Origin of the sequence: Flavobacterium branchiophilum NBRC 15030 = ATCC 35035 (assembly GCF_002217205.1) — a bacterium.
In the GTDB taxonomy this organism is placed as follows: domain Bacteria; phylum Bacteroidota; class Bacteroidia; order Flavobacteriales; family Flavobacteriaceae; genus Flavobacterium; species Flavobacterium branchiophilum.
The window spans coordinates 81,765-96,833 of the sequence record NZ_MUGT01000035.1 but is presented as its reverse complement, the minus strand read 5'-3'; the positions used below and the strand labels follow the sequence as shown (position 1 = coordinate 96,833).

The 15,069-nt window shown below is 33.0% G+C and carries 12 protein-coding genes and 1 tRNA gene; 7 read left to right on the top strand and 6 right to left on the bottom strand.

From position 1 onward, the window contains the following. The first annotated feature begins 3 nt into the window (after positions 1 to 3). The 6 genes from murC (at position 4) to B0A58_RS04990 (ending at position 6,005) form a co-directional block, all read left to right on the top strand. Positions 4 to 1,389, top strand: a complete 1,386-nt coding sequence (murC, locus tag B0A58_RS05015; protein WP_089080120.1) for a UDP-N-acetylmuramate--L-alanine ligase — start codon at positions 4 to 6, stop codon at positions 1,387 to 1,389. Continuing rightward, positions 1,373 to 2,095 (top strand): cell division protein FtsQ/DivIB, encoded by a 723-nt coding sequence (locus B0A58_RS05010; protein ID WP_089080119.1) that lies wholly within the window; start codon positions 1,373 to 1,375, stop codon positions 2,093 to 2,095. Before murC ends, B0A58_RS05010 begins: the two co-directional genes overlap by 17 nt. A 10-nt stretch (positions 2,096 to 2,105) precedes the next feature. Beyond that, the gene (ftsA, locus tag B0A58_RS05005) at positions 2,106 to 3,485 is read left to right on the top strand and encodes a cell division protein FtsA (RefSeq protein ID WP_165766294.1); all 1,380 of its coding nucleotides are present in this window, start codon (positions 2,106 to 2,108) and stop codon (positions 3,483 to 3,485) included. Between the two features lie 37 nt (positions 3,486 to 3,522). Further along, positions 3,523 to 5,433 (top strand): cell division protein FtsZ, encoded by a 1,911-nt coding sequence (gene ftsZ / locus B0A58_RS05000; protein ID WP_089080118.1) that lies wholly within the window; start codon positions 3,523 to 3,525, stop codon positions 5,431 to 5,433. 16 nt (positions 5,434 to 5,449) lie between these two features. Then, a complete protein-coding gene (locus B0A58_RS04995; RefSeq protein WP_089080117.1) occupies positions 5,450 to 5,899 on the top strand; it encodes a GatB/YqeY domain-containing protein in 450 nt (149 codons plus the stop codon). A gap of 32 nt (positions 5,900 to 5,931) precedes the next feature. Next, positions 5,932 to 6,005: transfer RNA gene (locus B0A58_RS04990), tRNA-Arg, on the top strand. A gap of 184 nt (positions 6,006 to 6,189) precedes the next feature. Here the strand turns inward: B0A58_RS04990 and rpe are convergent. The 4 genes from rpe to B0A58_RS04970 all read right to left on the bottom strand — a co-directional run bounded on the left by rpe (position 6,190) and on the right by B0A58_RS04970 (position 8,148). Beyond that, on the bottom strand, positions 6,190 to 6,852 hold the full coding sequence (rpe, locus tag B0A58_RS04985) for a ribulose-phosphate 3-epimerase (RefSeq protein WP_014083306.1): 663 nt from the start codon (positions 6,850 to 6,852) through the stop codon (positions 6,190 to 6,192). Positions 6,853 to 7,217: 365 nt separating this feature from the next. Continuing rightward, positions 7,218 to 7,715 carry a hypothetical protein gene (locus B0A58_RS04980; protein WP_089080116.1) on the bottom strand — a complete coding sequence of 166 codons (498 nt, stop codon included), beginning with the start codon at positions 7,713 to 7,715 and terminating at the stop codon, positions 7,218 to 7,220. Positions 7,716 to 7,726: 11 nt separating this feature from the next. Continuing rightward, a complete protein-coding gene (locus B0A58_RS04975) occupies positions 7,727 to 7,942 on the bottom strand; it encodes a C10 family peptidase (RefSeq protein ID WP_089080115.1) in 216 nt (71 codons plus the stop codon). Next, a complete protein-coding gene (locus tag B0A58_RS04970) occupies positions 7,852 to 8,148 on the bottom strand; it encodes a hypothetical protein (RefSeq protein WP_089080114.1) in 297 nt (98 codons plus the stop codon). Before B0A58_RS04970 ends, B0A58_RS04975 begins: the two co-directional genes overlap by 91 nt. A gap of 268 nt (positions 8,149 to 8,416) precedes the next feature. Between B0A58_RS04970 and B0A58_RS04965 the strand changes: the two genes are divergently transcribed. Then, the gene (locus B0A58_RS04965) at positions 8,417 to 12,079 is read left to right on the top strand and encodes a DEAD/DEAH box helicase (RefSeq protein ID WP_089080113.1); all 3,663 of its coding nucleotides are present in this window, start codon (positions 8,417 to 8,419) and stop codon (positions 12,077 to 12,079) included. Positions 12,080 to 12,333: 254 nt separating this feature from the next. Here B0A58_RS04965 and B0A58_RS04960 read toward each other — a convergent pair whose 3' ends face one another. Both B0A58_RS04960 and B0A58_RS04955 read right to left on the bottom strand, forming a co-directional pair. Beyond that, positions 12,334 to 13,722, bottom strand: coding sequence for a TolC family protein (locus B0A58_RS04960; RefSeq protein WP_089080112.1), 1,389 nt, complete (start codon positions 13,720 to 13,722; stop codon positions 12,334 to 12,336). Further along, positions 13,722 to 15,068 carry an HlyD family secretion protein gene (locus B0A58_RS04955; RefSeq protein ID WP_089080111.1) on the bottom strand — a complete coding sequence of 449 codons (1,347 nt, stop codon included), beginning with the start codon at positions 15,066 to 15,068 and terminating at the stop codon, positions 13,722 to 13,724. Before B0A58_RS04955 ends, B0A58_RS04960 begins: the two co-directional genes overlap by 1 nt. Between the last annotated feature and the right edge of the window lies 1 nt (position 15,069).

Below are 15,069 nucleotides of genomic sequence, written 5' to 3'. Positions count from 1 at the left end.
TTCATGGATTTGAATCAAATTAAAAACGTTTATTTTATTGGTATAGGAGGCATCGGTATGAGTGCCTTAGCTCGTTATTTTCAAAACATTGGAAAAAAAGTTTGTGGTTATGATAAAACCCCAACCATGCTTACTAATGAGTTGATAGACAATGGAATAAACATTCATTTTGAAGATGATATTGATGCAATTCCTACCGATTTTTATCCTGAAAACACTTTAGTTATCGTTACGCCTGCTGTTCCTATTTCTCATGCTGAATGGAATTATTTTATAGAACGTAATTTTAACGTCAAAAAAAGAGCCGAAGTTTTAGGAATTATTACAAAAGACACTTATTGTTTTGCAGTAGCGGGCACTCATGGCAAAACAACCACTTCAAGTATTTTGGGACATATTTTATTTGAAAGTGGTGTAGATGTTACCGCTTTTTTAGGCGGCATTGTAGAAAATTATAATTCCAATTTGATTGGCAATGGGGCAACCGTTACCGTAGTAGAAGCTGATGAATTTGACAGGTCTTTCTTGCATTTGCATCCCAACGTGGCTTGTGTAACGTCTATGGATGCCGATCATTTGGATATTTATGGAGATAAAAACGCAATTGAAGCTACTTTTAGAGAATTTGCTGATAAAATTACGGATAAAAATAATTTATTTATCCCAAGTGGCGTTCCACTAGCTGGTGTGTCGTTACATTTAGAATATTCAAATCAAGTTTCGCATAGTGGTTATACAGCTTGTAATATTAGAATTGAAAACGAACATTATGTATTTGATGTTCAAACGCCAACCGAATTTATTACAAATTTGAAATTTGCTTTGCCTGGTCAGCATAATTTGATGAACGCCCTAACAGCACTTGCAATGGCTAAAACGTATGGGATTTCTAACGATAAAATTACCCAAGCCTTAGCTAGTTTTAAAGGCATAAGAAGAAGGTTTTCATATCAAATCAAACATGAAAAACGAGTATATATAGACGATTATGCCCACCATCCAACAGAAATAAATGCGGTGCATCAAGCTGTTAGAGAGTTGTATCCAAATGATCAAGTTTTGGCTATTTTTCAGCCTCATTTGTTTAGTAGAACACATGACTTTGTAGATGAATTTGCAAAAAGTTTAGATGCTTTTGACGAAGTATTGTTGTTAGATATATATCCTGCCCGTGAATTGCCTATGGAAGGGGTAACGTCTGCATGGTTATTAGGCAAAATGACTTCTAAAAATGCCCGATTAATAGATAAAAAACATTTAATTTCGGAAATTTTAGCTACAAAAAACAGAATTATTGTTACCATAGGAGCAGGCGACATTGGAGAGTTGGTGCCTGAAATTAAATCACAATTAAGTATAAACAAACTAACAAATGAAGATCAGAAATAATGAAAATATCAGATTGGTATTGGCGGTTTTAGCTTTGATTTCTTTATATTCATTTACAGTGATTAAAAATAATAAAAGAAAAATTGAGGAAACGGAAATAGAGTTTGTGGGAGAAAACAATGTTTTTATTAAGAAAAAAACTATAAAAAATTTGTTGAAAGAAAAATGCGAAAATACTAGCGAGATTCAAAAAATTAGATTAATTTTGGGCGATTTGGAATCTGAATTGAATAAGAATGCTATTATAGAGAAAGCAGATGTTTTTGTAAGTATCGATGGAAAGTTGAAAGCCAAAGTAAAACAAAAAATTCCTGTTGTAAGGGTTTTTGATGATAACGGCTCATTTTACATTGATTATCAAGGAACTAAAATGCCTTTGACAAGTACTTATACCGCTAGGGTTCCTATATTTTTAGGTAATTTAGATTGGAAAAAAAATCCAGAAATTGTAAGTGTTTTAAAATACATCTATGATGATGATTTTTTGAAAAAAAACATTACCAGCATCAAATTGATGCCTAAAAATGGATTGATAATGACAAATCGAAATTATAATTTTGATATTGAATTTGGGAATGCGATCAATATTGAGCGTAAATTTAAAAATTATAAAGCTTTTTTTCAAAAAGCAATTTCGGATAGCACTATAAAAAAATATAATAAAATAAATTTAAAATTTACGCAACAAGTTGTGTGTACTAAATAAAATGTTGAATATGAAAACAGAAAACATTGCAGTTGGTCTAGATATTGGTACAACAAAAATAGTAGCCATGATTGGCAAAAAAAATGAATATGGTAAACTAGAAATACTAGGTATTGGCAAGGCTAAAAGTTTGGGAGTAGCCAGAGGAGTTGTAAATAATATTACACAAACTATCAAGTCAATACAAGAAGCTATAAGTGAGGCGGAAACAAAATCTGGTTACAAAATTTTAGATGTAGTTGTAGGAATTGCGGGACAGCACATACGTAGTATTCAACATAGCGACTATATAATCAGACCCGATTTTGAAGAAGTTATTAGCAATAAAGACATTCAATTACTTATCAATCAAGTAAATAAATTGGCCTTGCTACCAGGCGAAGAAATCATTCATGTATTGCCACAAGAGTATATTGTAGATGGTCAAAGTGGTATCAAAGAACCTATTGGCATGTCTGGAGGCAGGTTGGAAGCTACCTTTCATGTGGTGGTAGGACAAGCTGCATCTATCAGAAATGTAGGTAGATGTATACAAAGTACTGGTATTCAATTGTCTGGGCTTACATTGGAACCGCTTGCTTCGTCCGATGCCGTTTTGAGCCAGGACGAAAAAGAAGCCGGAGTTGCCTTAATAGATATTGGTGGCGGTACTACCGATTTGGCTATTTTTAAAGATGGAATTATCAGACATACTGCCGTAATCCCTTTTGGAGGCAATATTATTACGGAAGATATTAAAGCGGGTTGTTCTATCGTAGAAAAACAAGCAGAATTGTTGAAAGTAAAATTTGGATCGGCTTGGCCTGGCGAAAATAGAGAAAATGAAATCGTTTCGATTCCTGGTTTAAGAGGAAAAGAACCTAAAGAAATTTCAAAAAAACATCTTTCTAAAATTATCAATTCAAGAGTTGACGAAATAATTAATTTGGTTTTTAATGAAATAAAAGCTTATGGTTATGAAGAGCCTAGAAAAAAATTAATAGAAGGCATTGTTTTAACGGGTGGCGGTGCTCAATTAGAACATATCAAACAATTGGTAGAATATATTACGGGTATGCACACCCGAATTGGTTATCCAAACGAGCATTTGTCTGGAAATTCGCCAGAACAAATTTCTTCGCCTTTGTTTGCCACATCAGTAGGACTTGTATTAAACAGTGTGGAAAACAATACGGTTAGTGCGGTTAAATTAGAAGATTTGGCAGCTGCTAAAAAAGCTGCAGAATTTGTAAAAATAGCCCCAGAAAAACCAGCACCAATAGTAGAAGAAGTGCCTGAAAAAATATTAGAAAAACCAGTGGCTGAGGTAGAAACAACAGAAAGAAAAATAAGAAAATCTTTTAGGGATTACGTAGAAAAAATAAAAGAATTTCTAGAAAATGCTGAATAATTTAAAATTTGTATTAAAAAAATAAAAACCAAATATTATGACAAGCAACTCAGAATTTGGAAATATAGCATTTGATTTGCCAAAAAATCAATCCAATGTCATTAAGGTGATTGGGGTAGGGGGCGGTGGCAGTAATGCCATCAACCACATGTTTAAACAAGGTATCAATGGCGTTGATTTTATTGTTTGTAATACAGATTCACAAGCATTACAAAACAGCCCAGTGCCAAACAAAATTCAATTAGGTGTGAGCCTTACTGAAGGTCTTGGTGCTGGTTCAAATCCAGATGTTGGACAGCAATCGGCAATCGAAAGTATTAGCGACATCGAAAAAATGCTAGATACCAATACCAAAATGATTTTTATTACCGCTGGAATGGGCGGTGGTACGGGTACTGGTGCAGCACCAATTATTGCTCAATTGGCCAAAGAAAGAGATATTCTTACGGTTGGAATTGTTACAATTCCTTTTCTTTTTGAAGGAAAAGTAAGAATTGAGCAAGCTAATATTGGAGTCGAAAAATTAAGAAGAGAAGTAGATTCTTTAATTGTTATCAATAATAACAAATTAAGAGAAGTATATGGAAATCTTGGTTTTAAAGCTGGTTTTTCAAAAGCAGACGAAGTTTTGGCTACAGCTTCAAAAGGTATTGCGGAAGTAATTACACACCATTATACCCAAAACATCGATTTGAAAGATGCTAAAACCGTGTTGTCTAATAGTGGCACGGCCATCATGGGTTCGGCTACTGCAACAGGCGACAACAGAGCTAAAGAAGCCATAACGACTGCTTTAGATTCTCCTTTGCTTAATGACAATAAAATTACAGGGGCTAAAAACGTTTTGTTGCTTATCGTTTCTGGAACAACCGAAATAACTATTGACGAAATTGGCGAAATAAACGACCACATACAGGAAGAAGCAGGCCATAATGCCAACATCATTATGGGAGTTGGCGAAGACGAAAACTTGGGCGATGCCATTGCGGTAACTATTATTGCTACTGGTTTTGACATCGAACAGCAGCACGAAATTGTAAACACCGAACCTAAAAAAATCATTCATGCTTTGGAAGGCGATCAGGTTTTGATTCAAGATTTATCTCAAAAAAAAACGGTGGTCATGTTTGACACCAATAATCCTCTTGAAAACCCTATTGTTTCCAAAAAAGAGGAATTTATTAATCAAGATTTGAATAAAAAATTTATTGAAAACGATAATCTTCTTTCAAAAATAGTTGATATTTCAGATAATAATATTAATTTTGCAAATATAAATCATGATTCAAATTCGGTTGCTCCTATTGAAAAACAAGAGTCGAATCGAATAGTTGTAAATGAAGAGGAACAAATTACTTTTTTGTTTGACAATGTTGCTCCTAATTCAATGGAACATTTGAACGAGCCCATTGCCATTAAAAAGTATGATTTATCTGAAAACACAACAAAATCAACGGACAAATTGCCTACTCTCGATACAATTGGTAGCGCAACTCCAAAAGACGGTATTGTAAGGTATTCTTTGGAAGAATATATGGAATTGGAAAATGAGTTGAACAATTCTAAACCAGTTGAAAAAGAAGTTAAAACACCCGTTGAAGAAGGATTGAATTTTACCTTGAAAAAGGTGGTTTTGGATGAAGAATTTGAAAAGCTCGACCTGTCTAAAGATAGCGTTTCGCCAACAGATTTGTCTATAGCCGATGCGATGAAGTTGAAATATTCTGATGAACATCGCAAAAAATTAAAAGAATTTAATTATAAATTCAATAATAATGTAACAAAAATTGAAGATTTGGAAAAAGAACCTGCTTACAAAAGGTATGATGTAGATTTGACAAATAAAAACACAAACAATCAAATATCAAGAACTTCTTTTGGAACAGACAGCAACAACGATATTCAAATCAGAAAAAATAATTCATATCTACATGATATTGTAGATTAAAATAAAAAATACAATAATGAGTTTATCAAATTTAATCATGGACGAAATAAAAACCGCCATGAGAGCCAAAGATACCGTTTCGCTTGAAGCTTTGAGAGCTGTAAAATCGGCACTTTTATTAGCTCAAACCGAAAGTGGAGCCAAACAAGAAATTACAGAAGAAGAAGAAATTAAATTATTACAACGATTAGTCAAACAACGCAAAGACAGTGCCGCTATTTATACCCAACAAGGAAGAGCTGATTTGGCAGATCCAGAGTTGGCTCAAGCAGTAGTTATTGAAAAATTCTTACCAGCACAGCTTTCTGAAACTGAAATAGAAGCAGTGGTAAAACAATTAATGACAGCAAACAATTTGTCTGGAATGCCAGCCATGGGGCAGTTGATGGGTTTAGCATCAAAAGCACTTGCTGGACAGGCAGATGGCAAAACAATTTCAACCATTGTAAAACAATTGTTGGCATAAACAAATAATTTGAATTTTTATTCAAATCAAATGGCTACGTAGTTCAACTGGATAGAATATCAGATTTCGGCTCTGAGGGTTGGGGGTTCGAATCCCTTCGTGGTCACAAAAAAACTGCATTATCAAAAAGATAATGCAGTTTTTTTATTTTTTGGATGCTAATTTCTAAACAATACAACCAATAATTAATATTTTTTGGACGTTCCTCAAGGGTTGGGCTATTCGTATCAAACAACGTACATTGAACTCCAAAAGAAATATAATATAACGCAATTACGGTAAATAACAGATTACAATTGGGTCTGTTTTTTCAAATCGGCAATAGTAGTTGATGGATCATGGGATTTAAACACAAAACTGCCAGCAACCAATACATCTGCACCTGCGGCAACAAGCAAATGAGCGTTTGAACTCGTTACTCCTCCGTCGATTTCGATGATGGTTTTAGCGTTTTTTCTTTCAATTAGCGCTTTGAGTTTGGATACTTTTTCGTAAGTGTTTTCTATAAAACTTTGTCCTCCAAAACCTGGATTGACACTCATTATACACACCATATCTATGTCAGCAATAACATCTTCTAACAAATCGGTGTTGGTGTGTGGGTTTAGAGCCACTCCTGCCTTCATGCCCTCTTGCTTGATGGCTTGCAAGGTGCGGTGCAAATGGGGGCAAGCTTCATAATGAACCGTCAAAATGTTTGCTCCCAAACCAGCAAAAGTCTTAATGTATCGGTCAGGATCGATAATCATCAAATGGACATCGATTGTTTTTTTGGCATGGCAAACGATGGCTTCCAAAACAGGCATGCCAAATGAAATGTTGGGTACAAAAACGCCGTCCATAATATCAATATGAAACCAATCGGCTTCACTCTGATTGATCATTTCAATGTCTCGTTGCAAGTTTGCAAAATCGGCCGCCAAAACCGAAGGTGCTATTAAAGTTTGTTTCATTTGATTTAATTTAGATAATCCATATAAAATGGCTTTTGAGGATACAAATGTAGTCCGAAATATCTAAAAACCAAGTTGTTCCTTAAAAAAAATGTTGTGTTATTTTGATCCAGTATTTTATAAAACCATCCGCAACTCGTATTATTTCATAAATGATAAGTTAATTATCAACTATTTTTATAAAACTTGATTCTTTTCTTTGCGACTGCATTTTTGCAATATCCATTTTACGCAAAACTCCTGAAACGCAAAGTAATTGAAATACTTTGACTGTTTGTTATGAGTTACGGACAGTTTAAATTATTTTTAATAGCATTACGGCTACTTTAATAGTATTTTTAAATTAAATAAAGTTTTATAAAATCTTATTTTATTAATGAAATAAACCTGCCTGTATTTCGATTTTCTGCTGTGGGATATACCAATTTATTATTGTACCAAACTTTATCGCAAAAAATAATAGCACCATCATTGCCAACTCCTCTATTAAAATGACATTTTATAGTATCGGTGTCTGTATTGTTCCATTTCAAATATGCTATTGGATACTCCTCAGTACTTTGGTCGTTTAGGAAAACACTAATTGCTTTTGTGTTAATATAATCATAAATTAAATAATTTCTTGGGTTGTTTAAGTTTGCGTTATATACTTCTTGTACTTGTCCATTAATCAAATAATACAATTTGATGTCGTTGGAATTTAAAGTGTTTGGTGTTAAGGTAGATAATAAGTCCTGACCTAAATTATTTTTGATAATTAAATCAATGTTTGAACTTATACTCATTGCTTCATTCGTAGGTTGGTCATTTGGATTACAAGACAACAAACACAACGTTATTACTAAAAAAAATAATGTTTTCATAATTTATAATTTTAAGGTTTTCTTATTCCTACTACTGCTCCTGATTTATAATTAAAAGTATAAGTACTTGGGTTGAAATTATTGAAAGCATATAAACCATTATAATTACCGCTCCATCCCCAATTCATATATAATGCTAGCATTGAAACTGAGCAATCACTCCAATGAACATATCCGTCGCATACCCACGCATGACCATCTGTATAATAGTTCCATGGCCAAGTAATACCACTTCTTTTTTAATGTTATTTCCTTGTAAATCGTTATATAGAAGGTTGTTTGCAAATTTTACAGCATCGGTTTTACTAATAAAATTTAATTTTTTTTCATCACTCGAATTTGTGATAATCTCATTCTTTTCACATGAAGTCAAAATTATTATTCCAAAACAGAATAGTAATAATTTTTTAACAAAATAATTAAAAATTCTCATATTTAATAAAAATTAGTTTTTTGACTATTCTATTTGGTTTTCGACTTCCTCATTATTGATTACAAAAAATTATAAATTAAAGAAAAAAATATATTGCTTAATTATAAGGATATAAATTTAGATACAAATATAATTATTATTTTTACTATTTCATGTTTTTTTACTGACTATTTTTAATAGCATCCATATTTTTTAAACTTGTAGTCTCAAGTTTTTTTTAAACGATAAATAAACATTAAATTTGTAGCCTATTTTTATAAAACTGACTATGGATTTTAATTACATTGACGATTACATTGATGAAAATTGTGAGTTTACCATCGAAAATCGAGCCAAAAAAATCAATACTTTTTTGATTGAACAATCTAAGCATGGATTTGTTTTTAAATGTAAAGGAAGTGCGGATAATTTATATGAAATTCATATTGACATAACCCCACAATTGGTTAGTGATACTACTTGCAATTGTCCGTATGATTATGACGGAATTTGTAAGCACATTGTAGCATCATTGATGTCGTTGAAAAAAATGTTAATTAGTGGCGTAGTAACTTTTTATCAACCAGACATGGAGTATGAAAATACCGACAGTATGAGCAAACCCAAGTTGAAGGGTCATGAAATTTTATTGATCAACGACTTGATACCAATAATAGAATTGGATAGAAGAATTAGTAAAAGTTATTATGCCAACAAAGAGTATCTGATAGAGCAAGTTACTAGAACATCCATAAAAACCCGATCGAATAATTGGAACAGCATTGGTCAAACATTTACTTTTAATCCTGAAAATCAAATATTAAGCTCTTCTTGTAGCTGCACATCTGCCCAAAAATGGTGTGAACACCGCTTATATGCTTTAGAAAAATTTGTGTCTGTGTATGATGTGGCTTTTTTTAGTGCTGAATATATCAACAATAGCATTGAGGAACATTTGAAAGTATTTGGATTTTCGATTCACGAGCCGTATGAAGAATTTTTTGATGTGGTTTTTACACCAAAAGGACTTCGAGTGGTATCTAAATTCCAAAATGTTTTGCCAAGCGAACAAGTAGTTAGCATTACAAAACCCGAACAGGCAATTTTAGCTCAACTGCCTACCAATACAGCCGCCGCTTCGTTGCAAAAAGGTATTGGTTTGTGTTTTGAAAAAAACAATTCAAATTTTTTTAGTTTATTTCCTGTTTTGGGCAAATACAACAAAGCTAAAACCGATTTTTCATCAGGCATTGAAGAATTACAATATTTTAATTTAGAATATAATATTGACGATTTAATAACTACTGAAGACCAATTTTTTGTATTGAACGTGCTTAAATTATCAAATTTAATTCAAAAAAACAAAGAGATTACTTTTGAATTTATCGTTAAATTGATGACAGTATTTACAAAAATTATACCAGAATTGCCCCAACGGTTTTTGTATAGCAACAGACCAAATGATTCGTATGCTCGAAAAAATTTATCCCCATTGGTGTTTAAACAACCTGAAATCAAACTCTTTTTTGTACTTACAGAAACAGACATGTTTTATAATTTAAAAGCCAAAATTCGGATTGATGACAATAATTTTAATATAAATGCTCAGAAATTGGTGCTTTCGCCCCTTTTTATTTTTGAAGGCCAAAATATTTATCCTATAACTAATGCTGATTTGTCATATCATATTTTGACTTATGCAGACACACCCGAAACGAATTATTTCAAAAGAGATTTTGAACGTTTTAATGAGAATATTTTGATTCCATTGTCTAAAAAGTTTGAAATACAACAAAAAATTTTCAAAAAAAACAAACAGATTAAACCCAACAATCCACTCGAAAAACATGTTTATATCAAGGATTTAGACGGTGCGTATATTCTTTTTGATGCATTTGTTCAGTACGATAAGCAATTGGTTCCTTTGTTTTCAAACGAAATGTTGTTGCACAAGAATCAAGAAAACATCACCTATTTGGAACGTGATGAGTCTTTTGAAGACCAATTTTTGGAGGAAATTAAAAGTCTTCATCCCGATTTTGAAAATCAAAATCAGCTGTTTTATTTGACACCCGAACAATTGTTTGACAATTATTGGATGCTTCAAGCTACTGAAAAAATGAAATTGATGGGATTTAAAGTTTTTGGAGCCAACGATTTGAAATCTTTCAAATATAATATGAACAAACCTGTCATCTGTATTGGATTAAAATCGGATATTGATTGGTTTGATTTGGAATTGCAAATTAGTTTTGGAAACCAAAAAGTAGATTTGAAAGAATTGCAAAAATCGTATATCAAAAAGTCTAATTTTGTTGCCTTGAGCGATGGCACTGTTGGAATATTGCCCGAAGATTGGCTTCAAAAATTTGGAAATTATTTCAAAGCGGGCGAAATCAAAAAAAATAGTATTCAAATATCCAATTATCAATTTGGCATTATCGACGAATTGTATCATGAAGTGGAAAGTAAACCCTCGTTTTTAAAAGAATTGTATGAAAAGAAGCAGCGTTTGCAACACCTTTCAGAAATTGCCAATGTGGCCTCGCCAAAAGGATTGCAAGTAAAACTTCGTGATTATCAGCAACATGGACTCAATTGGCTCGTTTTTTTACATCAAAACCAGTTGGGTGGTTGTTTGGCAGACGATATGGGGCTTGGCAAAACATTGCAAACTATTGCTTTTTTGCAATACCTCAAAACTACTCAAAAAGCCAAAACTCCCTCGTTGATAATTGCTCCCACTTCGTTGATTTTTAATTGGATTAATGAAATAGAAAAATTTTGCCCAACACTCAAAGTTTTGCCGTTTGTAGGGTCGGGTAGGGCTACATCTACAGCAGAATTTAAAAAGTATAACATTGTTATATCTACTTATGGTTCTTTGCTTAATGATATAGAATTTCTGAAAGATTATGTGTTTAATTATATTATTTTAGATGAAAGTCAGGCCATTAAAAACCCTAATTCCAAAAGATATAAAGCCGTTCGATTGCTACAATCGTTTAACAAACTTACCCTAACGGGTACACCAATAGAAAACAATACATTTGATTTGTATGCCCAATTGAATTTTTTAAATCCAGGATTATTGGGAAGCATGAGCCATTTTAAGAGTCAATTTTCAGACACTATCGACAAAGAAAAGGACGTTGAAAGCTCTGTATTGTTGAGCAAAATTATTGCACCTTTTGTATTGAGAAGGACCAAAGAACAAGTGGCCAAAGAACTGCCAGACAAAACAGAAAGCGTTATTTACTGTGATATGAGCAAAGAGCAACGCAAAGTATATGAGGCATTTAAGGATAAATACAAAGATTATTTGTTAAATAAAATAGACGAAAACGGTGTAGCCAAATCGCAAATGTACATCCTAGAAGGTTTAACAAAGTTACGTCAAATATGCAATTCGACCGAACTCATCAACGACGATGTTGATTATGGAAACTATTCTGCAAAACTCGAAATATTAATAGAAACTATTAAAGAGAAAACAGGAAATCATAAAATATTGGTTTTTTCGCAATTTGTAAAAATGCTTCAAATAGTTCGTAAAAGGTTAGACGACGAGCAAATTACATACGAATATTTGGATGGTCAGACCCAAAACCGACAACAAAATGTAAATAATTTTCAAACCAACTCCTCCGTTAGGGTGTTTTTGATTAGCTTGAAAGCTGGCGGCACAGGACTTAATTTGACCGAAGCGGATTATGTTTTTATCATCGATCCATGGTGGAATCCTGCATTAGAAAACCAAGCTATAGACCGTTGTTATAGAATTGGACAAACCAAACAAGTTATGGCCTATCGCATGATTTGCAGAGATACTATCGAAGAAAAAATAGTAAGCTTGCAAACTAAGAAAAAAGCTGTAGCCTCCAGCATCATCAGTATCGACGACGAAAAAAAATCGTTTAACATAGACGAAGTCAAAGAATTATTTGGTTAAACCCAAGTTTCGCATGAGACTTCGTTATGAAATCTAAACACACAACTGCGAAGCACTTCACGGAACTCCGCTAAAAAATAACTCCGCATCTTTGGTCTATTTTATAAATATATTTGGTGTTAATTTTGAAGTATTTTTAGATTGTAATAGAACGCTAATGCTTCATTTGGTTTAAATATAGTTGAACATGTTGAAATGCAATAAAACCCATCAAAAAAATATCCTTTATTATTTGATGGGTTTTATGATTGACATTATTCAGGATTTGCCAGTGTTTTATACAAACTGATTACACTATTCAAATATTTATTTTCTATAGATATTTCATTGATTTGTGCCGTTACCAATGCATTTTCTCGCGAGTTGATAATAAATAATGAACTTTCGCCCATGGCAAATAAACGATCTTCTGCTGTTAATAAGGTAGCATAATCACGAGCAAGTTTTGTAATGTAGTCATATTGTTTGTCTAACGATTGGATTTCTTGTTGTTGGTATTTTATTTTATTATCGATGTTTTTTCTTTCAAATTGCAAACTTAATTCCGAATCCTGAATTTTTAACTGAGCAAGTTTTAGGCTGGCCCTTTCTTTTCTTAAAAATATTGGCATACTAAACTGTACTCCAATTTTATAATCATGTAATCGAAAATTGTCCCAATATTTTGGTTCAGAAAGATAATTGTATTGCAAATCGATCTTGGGTAATAATGCATTGGCTTTTAGTTTTTTGTCTTCTATAAGCATTGCAATTTTTGCATCTAACGCTTTGATTTTAGGATGATTATCCATATCAAATCCGCCAAGATCATTTAATTGAAGGGTCGTTTTGATCGTATTTTTTAATTGCGATTCTGGCTGCAATTCGTCTTTCAGTTCCAATGGAATATTTCCTTCAAGCCACAAATAATTAGAAAGCTCAAGTTTGGCTTTTGTCAATTTCAGTTGGGCTTCTTCCATGTTTAATTGTCTTGTTTTTACTGCAATTCCAGCCTCAATACTATCAATTGCGGGTTTATCTCCCTGCTCTATCAATTGCAAAACACCTTTGTATCTAATTTGAGTATTATTCAAATAATTCTGATAACGCTGTACTTCGTCAAAACACTTTTTCCAATTAACATAACTTACGGCTGCTTCATAAATAACATCTACGGCTTTCAAGTTACGTTCGGCAACATTCAATTTTTGGGCAATTTTAGCTTTTCGAATATCGGTCATACGCTGATTAACCAATAAGCCTTGTCCTAAAGGAATGCTAATACCTAAAGTAGTTAATCCGCTAATTGGCGCTGTGTTTTCGGGGTTAAGGTACAAGCCTTCCGCTTGGTTAAAACCAGCTTTTAACTCTATTCCATACCAAGTGGGAATTTTAAAACTGCTGTTCAAAATACTATAATATGTTTTGTCTTTAAACATTTTATCATTGAAATCGACTTCAATTTTTGGGTCAAATGCACCTCTTGCCAGCATAAGGTTGGCTTGGGCCTCGTTGAGTTTCAAATCGGCTTGTTTGACAAGTGGATGGTATTTTTTTACATAGCCTAAAAATTCATTAAAACCAAAAGTCGTTTGGATATTTTGGCTTTGTACCTGAAAAAATACGATAATCAAAAGCACGGTATAAACAAATTTTTTAGTCATTATTTTTTGGGTTTTTCAGTTTTGGTTTTTTTATAAAAATTTGGAGGAAATCCATTTAATGTTCTCCATATTTCGTACCAAATTGGAACATTTTGAAGCAAAGCCAAACTTTGTGTTCCAGCACCAATACTCAATTGGTTTGGCCATTTTTTGTCGCTAGGATCTGGAGCTATCAGCACTCGGTATTTGCCATTATCACTAATAAAATTTTCTTTGGCTACAATAATCCCGCCAAATGTGCCATAGGATACATCTGGCCACCCGCTAAATACAATTGTTGGCCATCCGTCAAACCACACCCTTACTTTTTCGCCTTTATTTACTAATGGGAAATCCATAGGTTCTATAAAAGTTTCAACTGCAATATCATAAGTTGCAGGCATAATGCTTACTATGGGGCTACCTTCCTTTAAGGTTTCGCCAATTCCTGATTGTAAGGCTCTGTTTATATAGCCGTCTTGTGGTGCTGTAATGTAATACAATCCATTTCTGATTTGATAATTCTTGTATTGATTTTTGAGTTTGTTTACTTGGGCTTCTGTATCAAATTGGGCACTCAAAGCACTTTGTTTGTCGCTGCTGGCTTTAGCATTTTTTTCGGCATATTCTGCACTAATTCGATTCAGTTCCATGCTGGCATTCAATATGTCATTTTTGCTGGCAATATATTTGTTTTCCTGAGTTATAATTTTGGCTTCAACATCTTGCAATTTCATTCTTTTTTCTTCTACATCGGTCATGGGTTTTAATCCTTCTTTATTCAAATTTTGCGACCGATTGAATTGTGTTTTAGCAATTTTCAATTGTGTTTTTGTTGCTTCAAAATCGATACTATCACTTTGCACTTTCAAGTATGCCTGTTTGAGTTTGTTTTGGGCTTGTTTGTATTTAAGCAACCGCTCATTTGCAATGGCATCTATTTGATTATCAAGGGCTTTCACTTTATCTGAATAGGAAATTACGGCACTTTCTTTGGATTGTACTTGTTGGCCAGTATTACGAACCAAATTGGGGTCCAAATAATCTTCTTTTATTTCTGAAATATATAATATCGTATCGCCTTTTTTTACAAAATCGCCTTCCTGTACATACCATTTTTCTATCCTTCCTGCAATTGCGGTGTGGATTGTTTGAGGGCGTTGATTGGGTTTCAACGTAGTTACATTGCCAGCGCCACTAATATTTTGTGTCCAAGGCAAAAATAACAATACGATTAAGGCCAACACAAAACCCCATACGATTTTTCGGATCATTAGATAATGCTTTTGTTGTTTGAAAATAGCGGTCGATTTGAATTGGTCTAATTTTATAAATTGATCTATTCTATTATTTGATATGTTTAACATG

Coding starts and splice junctions, on each gene's coding strand:
- ftsZ (WP_089080118.1), top strand. CDS start 3,523: ATGACAAGCAACTCAGAATTTGGAAATATAGCATTTGATTTGCCAAAA.
- rpe (WP_014083306.1), bottom strand. CDS start 6,852: ATGAAACAAACTTTAATAGCACCTTCGGTTTTGGCGGCCGATTTTGCA.
- B0A58_RS04995 (WP_089080117.1), top strand. CDS start 5,450: ATGAGTTTATCAAATTTAATCATGGACGAAATAAAAACCGCCATGAGA.
- B0A58_RS05010 (WP_089080119.1), top strand. CDS start 1,373: ATGAAGATCAGAAATAATGAAAATATCAGATTGGTATTGGCGGTTTTA.
- B0A58_RS04970 (WP_089080114.1), bottom strand. CDS start 8,148: ATGAGAATTTTTAATTATTTTGTTAAAAAATTATTACTATTCTGTTTT.
- B0A58_RS04980 (WP_089080116.1), bottom strand. CDS start 7,715: ATGAAAACATTATTTTTTTTAGTAATAACGTTGTGTTTGTTGTCTTGT.
- murC (WP_089080120.1), top strand. CDS start 4: ATGGATTTGAATCAAATTAAAAACGTTTATTTTATTGGTATAGGAGGC.
- ftsA (WP_165766294.1), top strand. CDS start 2,106: ATGAAAACAGAAAACATTGCAGTTGGTCTAGATATTGGTACAACAAAA.
- B0A58_RS04955 (WP_089080111.1), bottom strand. CDS start 15,068: ATGTTAAACATATCAAATAATAGAATAGATCAATTTATAAAATTAGAC.
- B0A58_RS04965 (WP_089080113.1), top strand. CDS start 8,417: ATGGATTTTAATTACATTGACGATTACATTGATGAAAATTGTGAGTTT.
- B0A58_RS04960 (WP_089080112.1), bottom strand. CDS start 13,722: ATGACTAAAAAATTTGTTTATACCGTGCTTTTGATTATCGTATTTTTT.